General features: G+C 70.7%; 18 protein-coding genes and 2 tRNA genes. 11 read left to right on the forward strand and 9 right to left on the reverse strand.

The annotated features are described in order from the left end of the window. The first annotated feature begins 44 nt into the window (after window positions 1-44). The 3 genes from ligA to ACFWJ8_RS01555 are packed head-to-tail and all read left to right on the forward strand — an operon-like array spanning window position 45 to window position 3330. Window positions 45-2426: an NAD-dependent DNA ligase LigA gene (gene ligA / locus ACFWJ8_RS01545; protein WP_378808093.1), complete on the forward strand. Its 2382-nt coding sequence runs from the start codon at window positions 45-47 to the stop codon at window positions 2424-2426. 46 nt (window positions 2427-2472) lie between these two features. Beyond that, window positions 2473-2799: a YciI family protein gene (locus tag ACFWJ8_RS01550; RefSeq protein ID WP_378808095.1), complete on the forward strand. Its 327-nt coding sequence runs from the start codon at window positions 2473-2475 to the stop codon at window positions 2797-2799. A 39-nt stretch (window positions 2800-2838) separates the two neighbouring features. Beyond that, window positions 2839-3330, forward strand: coding sequence for a DUF4262 domain-containing protein (locus ACFWJ8_RS01555; protein WP_378808097.1), 492 nt, complete (start codon window positions 2839-2841; stop codon window positions 3328-3330). 23 nt (window positions 3331-3353) lie between these two features. Here the strand turns inward: ACFWJ8_RS01555 and ACFWJ8_RS01560 are convergent, their stop codons facing one another. Beyond that, window positions 3354-5054: a long-chain-fatty-acid--CoA ligase gene (locus ACFWJ8_RS01560; RefSeq protein WP_378808099.1), complete on the reverse strand. Its 1701-nt coding sequence runs from the start codon at window positions 5052-5054 to the stop codon at window positions 3354-3356. 95 nt (window positions 5055-5149) lie between these two features. Here ACFWJ8_RS01560 and gatC point away from each other — a divergent pair, with 95 nt between their 5' ends. From gatC to ACFWJ8_RS01590, 6 genes are all read left to right on the forward strand, one after another. Beyond that, window positions 5150-5449, forward strand: coding sequence for an Asp-tRNA(Asn)/Glu-tRNA(Gln) amidotransferase subunit GatC (gene gatC, locus ACFWJ8_RS01565; protein WP_191171140.1), 300 nt, complete (start codon window positions 5150-5152; stop codon window positions 5447-5449). A gap of 10 nt (window positions 5450-5459) precedes the next feature. Continuing rightward, on the forward strand, window positions 5460-6980 hold the full coding sequence (gene gatA / locus ACFWJ8_RS01570; protein ID WP_378808103.1) for an Asp-tRNA(Asn)/Glu-tRNA(Gln) amidotransferase subunit GatA: 1521 nt from the start codon (window positions 5460-5462) through the stop codon (window positions 6978-6980). After that, window positions 6980-8497: an Asp-tRNA(Asn)/Glu-tRNA(Gln) amidotransferase subunit GatB gene (gene gatB / locus ACFWJ8_RS01575; RefSeq protein ID WP_378808105.1), complete on the forward strand. Its 1518-nt coding sequence runs from the start codon at window positions 6980-6982 to the stop codon at window positions 8495-8497. The genes gatA and gatB overlap by 1 nt, the downstream gene beginning before the upstream one ends. A gap of 93 nt (window positions 8498-8590) precedes the next feature. Beyond that, window positions 8591-9853, forward strand: coding sequence for a DNA polymerase IV (dinB, locus tag ACFWJ8_RS01580; RefSeq protein WP_378808108.1), 1263 nt, complete (start codon window positions 8591-8593; stop codon window positions 9851-9853). A gap of 67 nt (window positions 9854-9920) precedes the next feature. After that, window positions 9921-10241 (forward strand): hypothetical protein, encoded by a 321-nt coding sequence (locus tag ACFWJ8_RS01585; protein WP_018171049.1) that lies wholly within the window; start codon window positions 9921-9923, stop codon window positions 10239-10241. After that, window positions 10216-10809, forward strand: coding sequence for a hypothetical protein (locus ACFWJ8_RS01590; protein WP_378808111.1), 594 nt, complete (start codon window positions 10216-10218; stop codon window positions 10807-10809). Before ACFWJ8_RS01585 ends, ACFWJ8_RS01590 begins: the two co-directional genes overlap by 26 nt. Before the next feature lie 9 nt (window positions 10810-10818). Here ACFWJ8_RS01590 and ACFWJ8_RS01595 read toward each other — a convergent pair whose 3' ends face one another. The 6 genes from ACFWJ8_RS01595 to ACFWJ8_RS01620 form a co-directional block, all read right to left on the reverse strand. Beyond that, entirely contained in the window at window positions 10819-11310 is a 492-nt protein-coding gene (locus tag ACFWJ8_RS01595) for a DUF2017 family protein (RefSeq protein WP_378808113.1), read from the reverse strand. Beyond that, window positions 11307-11606, reverse strand: a complete 300-nt coding sequence (clpS, locus tag ACFWJ8_RS01600; protein ID WP_378808115.1) for an ATP-dependent Clp protease adapter ClpS — start codon at window positions 11604-11606, stop codon at window positions 11307-11309. The genes ACFWJ8_RS01595 and clpS overlap by 4 nt, the downstream gene beginning before the upstream one ends. Then, complete coding sequence (locus tag ACFWJ8_RS01605) at window positions 11606-11947, reverse strand: metallopeptidase family protein (protein ID WP_378808117.1); 342 nt, start codon at window positions 11945-11947, stop codon at window positions 11606-11608. The genes clpS and ACFWJ8_RS01605 overlap by 1 nt, the downstream gene beginning before the upstream one ends. A 202-nt stretch (window positions 11948-12149) precedes the next feature. After that, a tRNA-His gene (locus ACFWJ8_RS01610) sits at window positions 12150-12225 on the reverse strand. A gap of 37 nt (window positions 12226-12262) precedes the next feature. Next, window positions 12263-12889, reverse strand: a complete 627-nt coding sequence (orn, locus tag ACFWJ8_RS01615; protein WP_378808119.1) for an oligoribonuclease — start codon at window positions 12887-12889, stop codon at window positions 12263-12265. 75 nt (window positions 12890-12964) lie between these two features. Then, window positions 12965-13037, reverse strand: a tRNA-Arg gene (locus ACFWJ8_RS01620). 107 nt (window positions 13038-13144) lie between these two features. Here ACFWJ8_RS01620 and ACFWJ8_RS01625 point away from each other — a divergent pair. Next, a complete protein-coding gene (locus tag ACFWJ8_RS01625; RefSeq protein WP_378808121.1) occupies window positions 13145-13357 on the forward strand; it encodes a methyltransferase in 213 nt (70 codons plus the stop codon). Between the two features lie 31 nt (window positions 13358-13388). Here the strand turns inward: ACFWJ8_RS01625 and ACFWJ8_RS01630 are convergent, their stop codons facing one another. After that, window positions 13389-14039 (reverse strand): YitT family protein, encoded by a 651-nt coding sequence (locus tag ACFWJ8_RS01630; protein ID WP_378808122.1) that lies wholly within the window; start codon window positions 14037-14039, stop codon window positions 13389-13391. A gap of 62 nt (window positions 14040-14101) precedes the next feature. On the opposite strand from ACFWJ8_RS01630, the gene ACFWJ8_RS01635 reads away from it, so the two are divergent. After that, complete coding sequence (locus ACFWJ8_RS01635) at window positions 14102-15526, forward strand: PLP-dependent aminotransferase family protein (protein WP_378808124.1); 1425 nt, start codon at window positions 14102-14104, stop codon at window positions 15524-15526. Between the two features lie 7 nt (window positions 15527-15533). Here ACFWJ8_RS01635 and ACFWJ8_RS01640 read toward each other — a convergent pair whose 3' ends face one another. Next, window positions 15534-15797: a hypothetical protein gene (locus ACFWJ8_RS01640; protein WP_378808127.1), complete on the reverse strand. Its 264-nt coding sequence runs from the start codon at window positions 15795-15797 to the stop codon at window positions 15534-15536. Window positions 15798-15874: the final 77 nt, after the last annotated feature.

Here is a 15874-nt window from a genome sequence, read left to right on the forward strand (position 1 = left end):
GCGAGTCCCCGGTGCGTGTCGGGACCCCCTCCTAGACTGGCGGAGTGACGGATGCCGCACTCCCCGCCGATGCCGGACTCGAACCCGCGCGGGCCGAAGCCCAGGACCTGACCGACCGCATCATCGGCGCGCGCGACGCCTACTACGGCCGCAACGCCGAGATCGTCGACGACGCGACCTACGACGGATGGATGCATCGCCTCGAAGAGCTCGAGCGGCTGCACCCCGAGCTGCAGGGCCAGGACTCGCCGACCCAGACGGTCGGCGCGGCCGAGAGCTCGATGTTCGCACCCGTCGAGCACGCCGAGCGAATGCTGAGCCTCGACAACGTCTTCAGTCCCGAAGAGCTGCGCGAGTGGTGCGTCAAGGCGCAGGGCGCTGCCGGCCGCAGCGTGCGATGGCTCACCGAGCTCAAGATCGACGGACTGGCGATCAGCCTCCGGTACGAGAACGGCGTGCTGACCTCGGCCGCCACACGCGGCGACGGCCGTGTCGGCGAAGACGTGACCGTCAACGCCGTGCGGGTCGCCGGCATCCCGCAGCGGCTCGCCGGCACGGGGCATCCCGAGCTCGTCGAGGTGCGTGGGGAGGTGTTCATCCCGGTCGCCGCGTTCGAGCGGCTCAACGCCCTGCAGGCCGACATGCGCGACCGCGCCGTCGACGAGACCAGGGCGCGCAGCCGGGCGTTCGACGAGGAGAAGGCGCGACTGAGCGCCGAGCGCCGGTTCCCCTCGTTCGCCAACCCGCGCAACGCCGCGTCGGGCGGACTGCGCCAGCAGCTCGACAAGAAGGAGGGGCTGGAGCTCGAGGCCGGTCAGGCCCGGCTCGACTCGCTCCGCCTCTTCGTCCACGGCATCGGCGCGTGGAGCCGGCCGCCTGTGGACTCGCAGAGCGAGACGTATGCACTGCTGGCCGAGTGGGGCCTGCCGACCAGCCCGTACTTCCGCACCACCGACGAGATCGACGGCGTGCTCGACTTCGTCGCCTACTACGGCGAGCATCGGCACGACGTCGAGCACGAGATCGACGGGATCGTCGTCAAGGTCGACGAGCTCGCGCTGCACGACGAGCTGGGCGCGACGAGCCGTGCGCCGCGCTGGGCGATCGCATACAAGTACCCGCCCGAGCAGGTGAACACGAAGCTGCTCGACATCGTCGTGTCCGTGGGCCGCACCGGCCGTGCCACGCCGTACGCCGTGATGGCTCCCGCCCGCGTGGCGGGTTCCGTCGTGCGGCAGGCGACGCTGCACAACCAGGACGTCGTGCGCGCGAAGGGCGTGCTGATCGGCGACACCGTGGTGCTCCGCAAGGCCGGCGATGTCATCCCCGAGGTGCTGGGACCGGTCGTGGAGCTGCGCGACGGCACCGAGCGCGAGTTCGTCATGCCGGCGGACTGCCCTGAGTGCGGCTTCCCGCTGCGGCCGGCCAAGGAGGGCGACATCGACCTCCGCTGCCCGAACGCGCGATCGTGTCCCGCGCAGGTGCGGGGGCGCGTCGAGCACATCGGCTCGCGCGGCGCACTCGACATCGAGGTGCTCGGAGAAGTGACCGCAGCCGCCCTGACACAGGCCGAGGCGCCGGCGACGGCACCGCTGGAGACGGAGGCGCGGCTGTTCTCGCTCTCGCTCGACGACCTCGTGCCGATCTCGGTGATCGTCCGCGACGCCGAGACCGGCGAGCTGAAGGTCGACGACGAGACCGGTGAGCCGGTGCGTCGCGCGCCGTTCCAGAAGCTCGGCCCCGCGCAGTACCCGCCGGGGACGGAGCACCTCGACGCGGCTGCGAGGCGCAGAGCCGGCATCCGCAAGGACTATCGCGAAGTGCTCCCCTCCGAGGCCGCGGTGAAACTGCTGGCAGAGCTCGAGAAGGCGAAGACGAAGGAGCTGTGGCGCCTGCTCGTCGCTCTGAACGTCCGGCACGTCGGTCCTGTGGCCGCTCGTGCGCTGGCGCAGTGGTTCGGATCACTGGAGGCCATCCGTGCCGCAGACCGTGAGCAGCTCGCCCAGGTCGAGGGCGTGGGCGGGATCATCGCGGACTCGCTGCTCGAGTGGTTCGAGGTCGATTGGCACCGCGACATCGTCGACGAGTGGACGCGCGCGGGCGTGCAGTGGGCGACGCCGGGTCACCCCGGCCCGGGCGCGGCCGTCGTCGTCGGAGGAGTCCTGGAGGGCCTCACGGTCGTCGCGACAGGCTCGCTGGAGGGCTACACGCGCGACGGCGCGCAGGAGGCGATCCTGAGCGCGGGGGGCAAGACGGCGTCGAGCGTCTCGAAGAAGACCGACTTCGTCGCGGCGGGGCCGGGTGCCGGGTCCAAGCTCGCGAAGGCCGAGGAGCTCGGCATCCGCATCCTGGACGCCGACCAGTTCCGCATCCTCGTGACGGAGGGCCCGGCGGCACTGGACGCGCTGGATCCCGACGCCGGCTGAGCGCCGGGAGGACGGCAAGGGCGACATCGCCGAGGAGGATGCGCACATGGCTCAGTGGCTGTATCGCATCGTTCCGACGCGCCCCGGGATGCTGACAGCGGCGATGGCGGACGAGGAGCGCCTGGTCGCTGAGCACTTCGCGTATCTCGTTGCCCTTCGCGACCGCGGCGCGCTGATCCTCGCCGGTCGCACGCAGGAACCGGTCGGAACGTTCGGCCTCGTCATCTTCGAGGCCGAAGACGAAGCGGCGGCACGAGCCGTCATGACCGCCGACCCGGCCGTCGCCGGACGGGTGTTCGCGGCGACCCTTCACCCGTACGCCGTCGCGGTGTCGCGCGTGGGACTCGCCGACCCGCCGACCGCAGTGTCGTAGGTATGTTCTAACGTCGATCCCATCGACGAAAGGACCCCCATGACCACCGCTCTCACGCCGTCGTCGCTCGCCTGGCTGGACGAGGAGGTTCGGCGCACGGCGCAGACGATCCGTGCACACGGCACGCGCAACGAGTACGTGTTCGGCGACATGCCGAAGCGCGAGGCGCCGTTCGCGTACACGATCGGCCTGTTCGGGCTGGGGCATCCCGAGCTGCTCGTGTTCGGGCTCGACCCCCGCACCTCGTCGCTGCTGCTGGACGACGTGGCCGCGCGGGTGCGCGCCGGCGAGGACCTGCGGGTCGGGCAGGTGCTCTCGTTCGCGGGGTGGCGTCATCGGGTCGCGGTCGAGGCGGTCCCCAACCCGGGAGAGATCGTGTTCGCGGCCAACCGCTACTACGACCGGGCGGACGAGCACTCCGTCCCGGTGCTCCAGCTCACCTACGACGACCGCGACGGCCGGTTCCCGTGGGAGGACGACTACGACACCGCGGCCTGGCTGCAGCCTCGCCCGGGAACGTTCCGCGCGTGAGGGTCCGTGCCCGGAGCGGAGGCTCAGGACCCGGTGGTGAGGGCGAGCAGCCGGTCACGCACCTGCCGCCGCAGCACCTTGCCGATGAGCGACTTCGGCAGTTCGTCGACGACGAAGATGCGGCGGGGCACTTTGTATGGGGTGAGGATGCCGCGTGCGAAGTCGCGGATCGCCTCGACGTCGATCTCCTCACCGGGCGCGACGACGATCGCGGCGACGACCTCCTCGCCCGAGTGCTCGCTGGGCAGCCCGACGACGGCCGCGTCCTCGACCTTCGGGTGCTGTCGCAGCGCGTTCTCGACCTCGGTGGGGGCGACGTTGAAGCCGCCGGTGATGATGAGCTCCTTGATGCGGTCGACGATGCGCACGAACCCGGCCTCGTCGATCGTGACGATGTCGCCGGTGCGGAACCACCCGTCGACGAACACGGCCTCGGTCTCCTCGGGCTTGCCGTAATAGCCCGAGAACACCTGCGGTCCGCGCACGACCAGCTCACCCCGTTCGCCGCGCGGCACATCCCTGGTGGGTTCGTCGGGGTCCACGACGCGGCACTCGGTGCCCGGCAGGGGCAGGCCGACCGTGCCCGGCACGCGGTTGTCGGCGACGGGGTTGGCCATGAGCACGGGGGAGCACTCGCTGAGGCCGTAGCCCTCGACCAGATAGCCGCCCGTCGCGGCTTCGAACGGCACGACGAGCTCGTGCGGCAGCGCCATCGCACCCGAGATGGCGACCTCGGTGCCGGCGAGCGAGACGCCCTTCTCCCGGGCGGCGCGCAGCAGGCGGTCCGCGATCGGCGGCACGAGCGGGAGGAAGGTCGCGGGGTGCTTCTTGGTGACATCGAGCACCATGTCGGGGTCGAACTTCGGGAACAGCACCAGGCGCGCACCCATCGACATCGCGAACGTCAGGCACAGCGTCAGCCCGTACGCGTGGAACATCGGCAGGACGGCGTAGACGACGCAGCCGTCGCCGCGGACGATCGACGGCACCCAGGCCCGCGCCTGCGCCGCGTTCGACAGCAGGTTGCGATGCGTCAGCGCAGCGCCCTTCGGCGTGCCGGTCGTGCCGCTCGTGTACTGGATCAGGGCGAGGTCGTCGGTGGCGGGGCGCGGATGGGATGCCGGCAGCGCAGCGCTGCCGACCACCTGCTCCCACGGCACGGTGCCCGAGACGCGCTCGGTCAGCGCGGCGCGCGCTTCGCGGGCCTTCGCGATCGGCAGGCCGAGGGCCAGGCGCGTGCCGAACGGCATGGCCTTGGTCACGTCGACCGAAACGAGGCTCGTGAGCGCGAGGTCGGCGGGGAAGTCTTGGACGGTCCCCACGACCTTGGTCCACACGATCGCGTGCTTGGCGCCGTGGTCCTCGAACTGCTTGCGCAGCTCACGGGGCGTGTAGAGCGGGTTGTGCTCGATGACCACGGCGCCGAGGCGCAGGATCGCGTAGAACGCCACGATGTGCTGCGGGCAGTTCGGCAGCACGATCGCCACCGGGTCGCCGGCCTTCACGCCGAGGTCGCGCAGCCCCGCGGCGGCGCGCTCGATCTGCTCGTGCAGCGAGCGGTACGACGTCTCGCGGCCGAAGAACTGCAGGGCCGCGGCATCCGGGTAGTCCCTCGCGGACGCGTCGACGATGTCGACGAGGGATCCGGTCACGGGAACGAGGTCCTCGGGCACACCGTCCGCGTAACTGGCGGTCCACGGGCGCGGCGGGTCGTAAGTCGTCACGGCGATCAGCCTACGCCGCGGGTCGCGATCCTCCGCGGGTCGCGGCCGCGCGGGCGCGCGGAGTGGGTCGCGGGCGGTCCCGGTAGTCTTGACAGGTGTCTGAAATCACCCCCGATCTCGTGCGCCATCTCGGTGTGCTCGCCAGGATCCAGCTGAGCGACGAGGAGGTCGAGCGCCTCACCGGCCAGCTCGACGTCATCGTCGACAACATCGCCAAGGTGTCCGAGGTCGCCACGCCCGACGTTCCCGCGACGAGCCACCCGATCGCCCTCCAGAACGTGTTCCGCCCGGATGTCGCGGGTGGCCAGCTGACGCCGGCGCAGGTGCTGCAGAACGCACCCGATGCCGCGGACGGCAGGTTCCGCGTGACCGCGATCCTCGGCGAAGAGCAGTAAGGGGCCGTCCGTGACCGATCTCACCCAGCTGAGCGCCGCTGCGCTCGCAGACAAGCTCGCCGCGCGCGAGGTGTCGAGCGTCGAGGCCACGCAGGCCCACCTCGATCGCATCGCGGCAGTGGATGGCGACATCCACGCGTTCCTCCACGTCAGCGACCACGCGCTGGAGGTGGCGGCCGACATCGATCGACGCCGCGCCGCAGGCGAAGCGCTGAGCGCCGTCGCCGGCGTACCGCTGGCCATCAAGGACGTGCTCGTCACGACCGACATGCCGTCGACCAGCGGCTCGAAGATCCTCGAGGGCTACCTGTCGCCCTATGACGCGACCGTCGTCGCGCGCGCCCGCGCCGCGGGCCTCGTGCCGCTCGGCAAGACCAACATGGACGAGTTCGCCATGGGGTCCTCGACCGAGCACTCCGCGTACGGCCCGACCCGCAACCCGTGGGACCTGGAGCGCATCCCGGGCGGCTCGGGCGGCGGATCCGCCGCCGCCGTCGCCGCATTCGAGGCGCCGCTGGCGCTCGGTTCTGACACGGGCGGCTCGATCCGGCAGCCCGCGCATGTGACCGGCACCGTCGGCCTCAAGCCGACGTACGGTGCCGTGAGCCGCTACGGCGCCATCGCCCTCGCCTCGAGCCTCGACCAGGTCGGCCCCGTCACGCGCACGGTGCTCGACTCGGGCCTCCTGCACGACGTCATCGGCGGGCACGACCCGCACGACTCGACGTCGCTGACCCACGCGTGGCCGTCCTTCGCCGCCGCCGCGCGCGAGGGCGCGACCGGCGAGGTCCTCAAGGGCCTCAAGGTGGGCGTCATCCGCGAGCTGCCCGACAGCGGCTTCCAGCAGGGCGTGTCGGAGTCGTTCCGCGCGGCGCTGGCCGCGATGGAGGCCCAGGGCGCCGAGATCGTCGAGATCAGCGCTCCGCACTTCGAGTACGGCGTCGCCGCGTACTACCTGATCCTCCCGGCCGAGGCATCCAGCAACCTGGCGAAGTTCGACTCGGTGCGCTTCGGCATGCGGGTCGACGTGCCGGGCGGCACCGTCGAGGACGTCATGGCCCGCACGCGCGACGCCGGGTTCGGCGAAGAGGTCAAGCGCCGCATCATCCTCGGCACGTACGCGCTGTCGGCCGGCTACTACGACGCCTACTACGGCTCAGCCCAGAAGGTGCGCACCCTCATCCAGCGCGACTTCGCCGACGCGTTCGCGCAGGTCGACGTCATCGCCACGCCCTCGGCGCCGACCACGGCGTTCAAGCTCGGCGAGAAGATCGACGACCCGCTGCAGATGTACCTCAACGACGTCACCACGATCCCGGCGAACCTCGCGGGTGTCCCGGGCATCTCGATCCCGTCGGGCCTGGCCGCCGAGGACGGCCTGCCCGTCGGCATCCAGTTCCTCGCACCGGCATACGAGGACGCGCGGCTGTACCGCGTGGGCGCCGCGCTCGAGGCCCTGCTGGTGGACTCGTGGGGCGGGCCGCTCCTCGACAGGGCGCCGGTGCTCGGCGCGGACGGAGGTGCCCGCTGATGGCGAAGGACAAGCTGATGGACTTCGACAAGGCGCTCGAGCTCTACGAGCCGGTGCTCGGATTCGAGGTGCACGTAGAGCTCAACACCGAGAGCAAGATGTTCTCGTCGTCACCGAACCCGGCGCACCCGTCGCAGCACGACGCCGCGCCGAACACGCTCGTCGCCCCGGTCGACATGGGCCTCCCGGGCGCGCTGCCGGTCGTCAACGAGCAGGCGGTGCGTTACTCGATCAGCCTGGGCCTCGCGCTCGGCTGCTCGATCGCCCCGTCGAGCCGGTTCGCGCGCAAGAACTACTTCTACCCGGACCTCGGCAAGAACTACCAGATCTCGCAGTACGACGAGCCCATCGCGTTCGAGGGTCAGGTCGAGGTCGAGCTCGAGGACGGCACGCTGGTGCAGATCCCCATCGAGCGCGCCCACATGGAAGAGGACGCCGGCAAGCTGACGCACGTCGGCGGCGCGACCGGTCGCATCCAGGGTGCCGAGTACTCGCTCGTCGACTACAACCGCGCCGGTGTCCCGCTCGTCGAGATCGTCACCAAGCCGATCTTCGGCGCGGAGGGGAACGCCCCCAAGCTCGCGGCGGCGTACGTCCGCGCGATCCGCGACATCGTGATCGGGCTGGGCATCTCGGAGGCACGCATGGAGCGCGGCAACCTGCGCTGCGACGCCAACGTGTCGCTGCGCCCCCGCGGCCAGGAGAAGCTCGGCACCCGCACCGAGACGAAGAACGTCAACTCGATGCGATCCGTCGAGCGTGCGGTGCGCTACGAGATCCAGCGTCAGGCGGCGATCCTCGCCGCCGGAGGCACGATCACGCAGGAGACGCGCCACTGGCACGAGGACACCGGGACCACGTCCCCGGGGCGGCCCAAGTCCGACGCCGACGACTACCGGTACTTCCCGGAGCCGGACCTGCTTCCCGTGGCGCCGGCGCCCGAGCTGATCGAGGAGCTGCGCGCCGCCCTGCCCGAGCAGCCGGGGGCACGTCGTCGCCGGCTGAAGGCGCAATGGGGTTTCGCCGACATCGAGTTCCAGGGCGTCGTCAACGGTGGCGTGCTGGACGAGGTCGAGGCCACGATCGCCGCCGGCGCATCGCCGACCGCGGCGCGCAAGTGGTGGACCGGTGAGATCACCCGCATCGCGAACGCCGACGGCCGTGAGGCGGCGGATCTCGTCACGCCCGCAGACGTCGCTGCGCTGCAGGCGCTGGTCGACGCGGGAACGCTCACCGACAAGCTCGCCCGCCAGGTGCTCGAAGGCGTCATCGCCGGCGAGGGCACCCCGCAGGAGGTCGTCGACGCCCGCGGGCTCGCCGTCGTGTCGGACGATGGCGCGCTGATCGCCGCGATCGACGAGGCGCTGGCCGCTCAGCCGGACGTGCTCGAGAAGATCCGCGACGGCAAGGTGCAGGCAGCCGGTGCCGTCATCGGCGCCGTGATGAAGGCCATGAAGGGTCAGGCCGACGCCGCGCGCGTGCGCGAGCTCGTCCTGGAGCGTGCCGGCACCGCCTGATCGGCGACGACACGTCGGATTCCTCGACAGTGGGGCGGGTCCATCGGGCCCGCCCCACTGGTCGATGTCGGAGCCCCCTGAAAGGATCGACGCATGGGGCGTGGCGACGGAACGGGGCGGCTCGTCTCGCCTGAAGGAGCCAACGACACGGGAGCCGGCATCCTCCACGTCGACATGGACGCGTTCTACGCGTCGGTGGAACAGCTCGACGACCCGTCGCTGCGCGGCAAAGCGATCATCATCGGAGCGCCCGAGAGCCGATCGGTCGTGTCGAGCGCGTCGTACGAGGCGCGGCGCTACGGCGTGCGCTCAGCGATGCCGGTCAGTCAGGCTCTGCGGCTGTGCCCGCACGCGATCGTCGTGCTGCCGCACTTCGAGCGGTACCTGGAGATGTCGGCCAGGGTGATGCGCATCTTCCGTGACGTCACGCCGCTGGTCGAGCCCCTGTCGATCGACGAGGCGTTCCTCGACGTGCGCGGCGCACGACGACTCTGGGGGAGTCCGGGCGAGATCGCCCGCATGCTGCGTGCCCGCGTGCTCGACGAGACCGGGCTGACGTGCAGCATCGGGGTCGCTGCGACCAAGCACGTCGCGAAGATGGCCTCCACGATCAGCAAGCCCGACGGGCTCCTCATCATCGCCGAGGCCGACACCGCTGCGTTCCTCGGTCCGCGCTCGGTGCGTGCGCTGTGGGGCGTCGGGCCGAAGGCGTCCGAGGCGCTCGAACGGCGCGGCATCCGCACCATCGCGGATGCCCTCGAGGCGCCGCGTGACGTGCTCGACCGTGCCCTGGGGCCGGCGATGGGCGACCGTGTCTGGCACCTCGCGCGCGGCATCGATGCACGCGAGGTCGACACGTCGCGCGTCGAGAAGAGCATCGGACACGAAGAGACCTTTCACGAGGACATCGGCGACGACGCGGTCCTCCGGTCCGAGCTGCGACGGCTGGCCGACCGCGTCGGCGCGCGTCTGCGCAGCAACGGATGGGAGGCGTCCACGGTCGCCGTCAAGGTGCGCTTCGCCGACTTCACGACCATTTCGCGCTCGCAGACCCTCGCTGAGCCCACGGCCGTCGGCCAGCGGATCGGGGATGCCGCGCACGAGCTGTTCGCGTCGATCGAGCGGTCGCTGCCGGTCAGGCTCATCGGCGTGCGCGCCGAGAAGCTGCGCCCATCGGGCTCTGCGATGCCCGGGCTGTGGGACGACGACGAGGGCTGGCGACGGCTGGAGGACGCCCTCGACGACGCGACGGCGCGGTTCGGTCGCGGCGCGGTCACGCGAGCGACCAACCTGGGCTCGAGAGGCGGTGGGACGCTGCCCTCCAGCCCGCCCGCGCCGCGTCTCGACGAAGGCTGACCCCACGATCCGGGGCTCGGCCGCAGATCGTCTGTCACGGGACCCGAACGCCCGCTACGTTTGAGGCATGCCCAACATCGCACTCGAACTCGGCAAGCAGTCGGCGTCCTTCGGCGTGAAGAGCGCATACGGCGAGCAGCAGGACGTCGACGGCATCCGGCTGATCCCGGTCGCCGTGACGTGGTCCGGCTTCGGCGGCGGCTCCGACGAGGCCGGCAACGGCGGTGGCGGGGGCGGGGGCTACGCGATCCCGGTGGGTGCCTACATCCGTCGCGGCGACGATCTGCGCTTCGAGCCCAACATCATCGCGCTGCTCACCGTGGCGATCCCGTTCGTGTTCTTCGCCGGGCGCGCCCTCAGCCGTGTCATCCGCACCCTCAAGAAGTAACGCCGACCCGGTCGCAACGTCGCTCGCTCTCGCCGTCGGACACCTGGCGTCGGCGATCGAACAGGTCGCGGCATCCAATCCGGTCGTCCTGATCGACGGGCGCAGCGGAGCCGGCAAGAGCTCGCTCGCGCGGACGTTGGTGTCGAACTGGCCGTTGCGCGGTCGCGTGCAGCTGGTCGCGCTGGACTCGCTCTACCCGGGGTGGGACGGACTCGACGACGGCGTGGACCTCGCGCGCGAGCTGATCCTCACGCCGCACGCCCGCGGGTTCGTGGGGGTCTGGCAGCGCTGGGATTGGACGACCGGCGAGCCGGCCGAGGCGCACGCGGTCGATCCCTCGCTTCCGCTGATCGTGGAGGGGGCAGGGCTGCTGACGCCCGCAACGGCCCGGCTGGGCGACGTGCGGGTGTGGCTCGAGTCCCCGGCGGCCTCGCGTAAGCAGCGCGCCCTCGACCGCGACGGAGACACGTACCGTCCGCATTGGGACCGTTGGGCGCGGCAGGAGCAGCGCCACGTCGAGCGGGATGACCCGATGCGACTCGCGACGCATGTGTTCCCCGTGCCCTGAGCCGTCGGCCTAACCCTCGTCGAAGGACGCCACGAGCCCGTCTAGCCGGTAGCCCAGCCAGTCGTAGATGCCGAACCGCGGGTCGCCGGGATCGTGATCCTCGGCCTCGGTGATCTCCAAGCGCTCCGCCATCACGAGACGCACCGCCGCGAGCGTCCGCAGCCAGGCGCGTACGGTGTCGGGTTCCAGGCGGATCTCGACCTGCTCGAGCATCGCGGGGTCCTCAGGATCGTCCGGGATGCCGGCGGCCTCGGTCAGCGAGAGCAGCACGATCTCGGCATCTGCGCGGCGCCGCGTCAGCAGGTCCGATTCGGTCAGCGAGCGGAATTCGCGCGCCGCCGCGTCGTCGTCGGGGTAGGGCGTCGGCACGAGGCGCGCGATCGCGGGGTCCTCGTCGGCAGGCGTCGAACCGTCCACGAGCTCCGCGAACTGCCCGACGAGCGCCGACAGGTGCGCGGCCTCCAGACGCGCCACCCCCAGCACGACCGTGCGTCCGGTCACGACGGCTCCTGCCGCACGGTCGCCCACAGCCCGTAGTCGTGCATCGCCTGGGCGTGCAGCTCCATGCGTTCGCGCGCGCCCTGCGAGACGACGGCGTGACCGTCGTTGTGGACCGCGAGCATGAGGCGCTCCGCCTCCGCGCGGGGGAGCCCGAAGTACTCCCGGAAGACATGCGTCACGTAGCTCATGAGGTTGACCGGGTCGTCCCAGACGACGGTCTGCCATGGACGATCAGGATCCGTGCGGTGGACGACGTCCACGTCCTCGTCGACGGCCGGTGTCGCGACCGGGCTCATCACGCCCACCCCAGCTCGTGCAGTCGGTCGTCGTCGATGCCGTAGAAGTGCGCGATCTCGTGGACCAGCGTCGTGTGGACCTCGTCGCGCAGTTCGTCCTCGTCGTCGCACGCCGCGAGGTGCGGCTCTCGGTACACGAGGATGCGGTCCGGAAGCTCACCGACGCCGTAGCGGTCGCGCTCGGTGAGAGCCCAGCCGTCGTACAGGCCGAGCAGGTCGAGACTCCCGTCCTCGGGCCGATCCTCGACCACGAAGACGACGTTGTCGAGCCCGGCGACCATGTCGTCGGGCAGGGCGTCGAGCTCGTCGATCACGAGCGACTCGAAGGTCGCGGCATCCATCTCCATACCGTCAGCAACGATACCTGCTGGTGCCGACGCGAGCCCCGAGGCGGAGCCTGACGAGGACCGCGTGTACACCGGTCGGTCAGGGCGTGAACGCCTGCGCGGGGCTCCGGTGATCTCAGTATCCGCGGATGCCGGAAAAGTTCGAGGTCCAGACTCCGGCGAGAGATTCTCGCCGGAGTCCGGACCTCGATTCACATGGGGTGAGTAACGGGACTTGAACCCGCGACCCCCTGGACCACAACCAGGTGCTCTACCAACTGAGCTATACCCACCATGCTTCCCGCTCGCGCGGGCAACCAGACGATTCTCTCACACCTCAGGGGCAAACGATGACACGGCGGCGGCAGCGGCTGCGCGCGCCCCGTCGCTCGTCGGCCCGGGCTCGGGGACGAACACGGCCTGGCGGTAGTACGCGAGCTCGCGCACCGATTCGATGATGTCGGCCAGCGCGCGATGACCGCCGTCCTTCGCGGGGGCGTGGATGTATGCCCGGGGGTACCAGCGTCGAGCCAGTTCCTTGATGCTCGACACGTCGACGTTGCGATAGTGCAGCCAGTGGTCGACGCGCGGCATGTATTTGGCGAGGAACATGCGGTCGGTGCCGATCGTGTTGCCCGCGAGCGGCGCCTTGCCCTCCAGCGGCACGAAGCGCTGGATGTACTCGAGCACCTGGAACTCGGCGTCGGCGACCGTCACACCGTGCGGGATCTCGTCGAGCAGTCCCGACGAGCGGTGCATGTTCGTGACGAACTCGTTCATGTGCGCCAGCGCCGACGCGTCCGGCTTGATCACGACATGGAACCCGGGATCGAGCAGGCGAAGCTCGAAGTCGGTCACGACCACGGCGATCTCGACCAGCTCATCGACCGCGAGGTCGAGTCCGGTCATCTCGCAGTCGATCCATACCAGGCGATCGTTGTCGGATGTCCCCACCATGCGCTCCATCCTCGTGATGGGCTCCGACATCGCGGGCCCGGATAAGGGGCTCGGCGTCGCCGCCGAGCCCCGGTGCCCCCCCGGGAGGATTCGAACCCCCGACCTGGCGGGTAGAAACCGCTCGCTCTGTCCCCTGAGCTACGGAGGGAAGGGTGAGTTCCCAGATTACCCGGTCGCGCCACGCCGCAACGGACTCTGGCTTCTCGGGGCGTCGCGGCGTAGCGTCAGCGGCGGAGGCATCGAAAGGAGTTCACGATGAGCACCACAGAGACGCACCACCCCCTGTGGGTCGCCTTCGGCGCCGGCGGCGTCGTCGGCAGCATCCGCAAGGGCGACGACGGCTACACGGTGACGATGGCCGGCGCCGATCAGGCCGCGGGGACGTATCCGACGATGGAAGTCGCCAAGAGCGCGCTCCATGCCCGGATGACCCCGGGCAGCGACTGGCCGCGGTTCCAGGAGCACTGAGCCCGCACGCCGTCGCCGCTGCCGGCGCGCGTCAGGGCGCCGGTTCGGCGGCGGTACCGACCGTCGGGACGTGGGTTGCCGGCCGTCCCGATGTGTGTTCGCGCGGTTCTCGCCGGGTGTCCAGCAGCGGCAGTGCGATGTGCACGAGCGGTCCGATGAGCGCGGCGAAGAGCACCGTGCCGACGCCGACGGTGCCGCCGAGCAGCCAGCCGATCGCCAGCACCGTCAGTTCAACCAGGGCACGGCAGAGCCAGATGGGCCAGCCCAGTCGGGAGTTGAGGCCGGTCATCAGTCCGTCGCGCGGACCGGGACCGAATCGCGCGCCGATGTACAGCCCGGACGCCACGGCGACGACGAGGATGCCCGCCAGCAGCGTCGCGATCTGTGCGACGAGGCCGGAGACCGGCGGCACGATCCCGAGGACGAGCTGCATGCTCGTGCCCACGAGCAGGATGTTGGCGATCGTTCCGACACCCGGCTTCTGCCGCAGCGGGATCCACAGCAGCAGCACGAAGAAGCCGACGATGTTGGTGATCCATCCGATGCCGATGCCGGTGCGCAATGACAGTCCCTGGGCGAAGACCGTCCACGGGTCGACGCCGAGGCCCGCTTCGACCGTGAGCGCACAGCCGGCGCCGTAAAGGAACAGGCCGATGAGGAGTTGAGCGACGCGGCGGGGCATGGAGCTATCCAATCGCAAGATTGGCTCGTATCAAGCAGTCCAATGTGGATAGGCTGGCCCTTATGGACTCCCGCGTCTCGGCTCGTGCGCTCGCGGCTTCGCTGGGTGGGTGGCGCACGCGTGAACCCGCCTACGAGGCCCTGGCCGACGGCATCCGACTGCTCTGCCTCGACAACCGGATCGCTCCGCGGACAGCGCTGCCGGCCGAGCGCGAGCTGGCGACCGCATTGCACGTGAGCCGCAGTACCGTCGCCGCTGCGTATCGCAGCCTTCGTGACAGCGGCCACATCGCGAGCCTCCGGGGGTCGGGCAGTGTCACGCTGCCGGTCGGGCACCGCGACACCGGCCGGGCCGCCGCCGCGGAGGGCATGATCGACCTGCAACAGGCGAGCCCGCCGGCCTGGCCGGGGCTGGCGGGCGTGATGGCCGAGGCCGCCGCGAACTCGGCGGCGCTGATCTCGCGAGTCGGCTACGACGTCCTCGGTGGCGCCGATCTTCGTGCGGCGATCGCTGAGCGATACACGCGCCGGGGGATCCCGACCACACCGGCCGAGGTGCTCGTCACGACCGGAGCGCAGAGCGCGATCCATCTCGTGTCGTCGGTGCTGCTCGGCCGCGGCGACCGCGTCGTCGTCGAGACCCCGACCTACCCGCACGCCGTCGATGCCCTCCGCCGCGCCGGAGGGCGCCTGGTCGGCGTGCCCGTGACCACGGACGACGGGTGGGACATCGATCGCGCCGAGCAGGTGTTCGCGCGGACGCTGCCGGTGATGGCGTACCTCATGCCCGACTTCCAGAACCCCACCGGGCGGAGCATGACCGCTGCGGAACGCGCGGCGATCCTGACCGCGGGGGAGCGCGCGGGCACCGTCCTGGTGCTCGACGAGACGACCGCCGACCTCGACATCGACCGAGGACCGCTCGCGCCGGGCTTCGTCGACGCGGAGCCGGGGACGGTTGTGCGCATCGGCTCGCTCGGGAAGACGGTGTGGGGTGGACTGCGCGTCGGCTGGGTGCGGGCCGACGGCGACCTGATCCGCCGGCTGGTCGCCGCACGCCCGGCTCACGACCTCGGCACGCCCGAGTTCGAGCAGGCCATCGCCGCGCGGCTGCTCGGCGACTTCGACGCAATCGTCACGCAGCGCTCAGGGCTGCTCCAGGCAGGGCGCGACGCCGTCGTGACCGCACTGCGCTCACAGCTCCCGTCGTGGCGCATCCCCGACGTCCACGGGGGAGTGGCGCTCTGGATCGAGCTGGACGCCCCGCTCAGTTCGGCCCTCGTGATGGAGGCGCGCTCTCGCGGCGTCCTGCTCACCGCGGGCTCACGATTCTCGATAGAGGGCGGGCATGATCGCCACCTCCGGGTGCCGTTCACGTCGCCGCCGGAAGACATGGTGCGTGCTGCACGGGTGCTCGCCGACTCGTGGGCCTCCGTGAAGGCGGGCGCGCCGAGCGCCGTCGTCGAACACGCCGGAGCCGTGGTCTGAGCCGGCGTCAGCGTCCCCATCGGAGGCATTCGACGGCGTCGTCGGCGCTCCAGAAGTCGCCGAGGTCACGGAAGGAGTGTGTCGCGGCGTGGAACCGACGCGCGCGGAAGCGCGTCCCGCCGAGTTCCGTGACGGCCTGCAGGTGGCCGATGACGAAACCCGAGTGGTCCCGTACGCGCCAGAGCCCCGGCGCCGCGGCATCCAATCGCACTCCGGCCCGTGCGGACACGCGCGGCTTCTCCCGCGCGGACGATTCGAGGATGTAGGTCATGACTTCTCCCTTCCCTTAGAAGATACGTTCGACCTCCGACATCGCGATCGCCGCTCGCTCTTCCTCCCCAGCGCTGA

The sequence above is a fragment of the Microbacterium sp. NPDC058389 genome, assembly GCF_042722305.1.
GTDB lineage: Bacteria > Actinomycetota > Actinomycetes > Actinomycetales > Microbacteriaceae > Microbacterium.